Below are 1,194 nucleotides of genomic sequence, written 5' to 3'. Positions count from 1 at the left end.
TCGATGATCGAAGCGACGACGCCCGCGCCAACGGTGCGGCCGCCTTCGCGGATGGCGAAGCGCAGCTTCTCTTCCATCGCGATCGGAACGATCAGCTGGACTTCCATCGAAATGTTGTCGCCCGGCATCACCATTTCCGTGCCCTCGGGGAGCGAGCACACGCCCGTCACGTCGGTGGTGCGGAAATAGAACTGCGGACGGTAGTTGGTGAAGAACGGGGTGTGGCGGCCGCCCTCTTCCTTGGTGAGGATGTACGCCTCAGCCTTGAACTTGGTGTGCGGCTTCACGGAGCCGGGCTTGCACAGCACCTGGCCGCGCTCCACGTCTTCGCGCTTGGTGCCGCGCAGCAGGCAGCCGACGTTGTCGCCCGCCTGGCCCTGGTCCAGCAGCTTGCGGAACATTTCCACGCCGGTGACGGTGGTCTTGACGGTCGGCTTCAGGCCGACGATCTCGACTTCCTCGCCGACCTTGACGATGCCGCGCTCGACGCGGCCGGTCACCACGGTGCCGCGGCCCGAGATCGAGAACACGTCTTCGACCGGCATCAGGAAGGGCTGGTCGATCGGACGCTCCGGCTGCGGAATGTACTCGTCGACCGTCTTCATCAGCGCGAGAATCGCCTTGGAGCCGATTTCCGGATCGCCGTTGTCGAGCGCCACCTTGGCCGAGCCCTTGGTGATCGGAATGTCGTCGCCGGGGAACTCGTACTTGGACAGGAGTTCGCGGACTTCGAGCTCGACGAGCTCAAGCAGTTCCGGATCGTCGACGAGGTCGACCTTGTTGAGGAACACGACGAGCGCGGGCACGCCGACCTGACGGGCGAGCAGGATGTGCTCGCGGGTCTGCGGCATCGGGCCGTCGGCGGCCGAGCACACCAGGATCGCGCCGTCCATCTGCGCCGCGCCGGTGATCATGTTCTTCACATAGTCGGCGTGGCCGGGGCAGTCGACGTGCGCATAGTGGCGGTTGGCGGTCTCGTATTCGACGTGGGCGGTCGAAATGGTGATGCCGCGGGCCTTTTCTTCCGGCGCCTTGTCGATCTGGTCATACGCCGTGAACGTGGCGCCGCCCGAGGTCTCCGCCAGCACCTTGGTGATGGCGGCGGTCAGCGAGGTCTTGCCGTGGTCGACGTGACCGATGGTGCCGATGTTGCAGTGCGGCTTGCTACGCGTAAATTTTTCCTTGGCCATGGCC

The 1,194-nt window shown here is 65.0% G+C and carries 1 protein-coding gene; it reads right to left on the bottom strand.

Features of this window, described 5'->3' with window-relative positions:
- On the bottom strand, nt 1–1,190 hold a 1,190-nt coding region (gene tuf, locus GJ654_RS20645; RefSeq protein ID WP_155448059.1), incomplete at its 3' end, for an elongation factor Tu.
- Nucleotides 1,191–1,194 lie beyond the last annotated feature (4 nt).

The sequence above is a fragment of the Rhodoblastus acidophilus genome, assembly GCF_009720655.1.
In the GTDB taxonomy this organism is placed as follows: Bacteria; Pseudomonadota; Alphaproteobacteria; order Rhizobiales; family Beijerinckiaceae; genus Rhodoblastus; species Rhodoblastus acidophilus_A.
The sequence above is the reverse complement of the archived record's forward strand: the minus strand, read 5'-3'. Positions and strand labels throughout refer to the sequence as shown.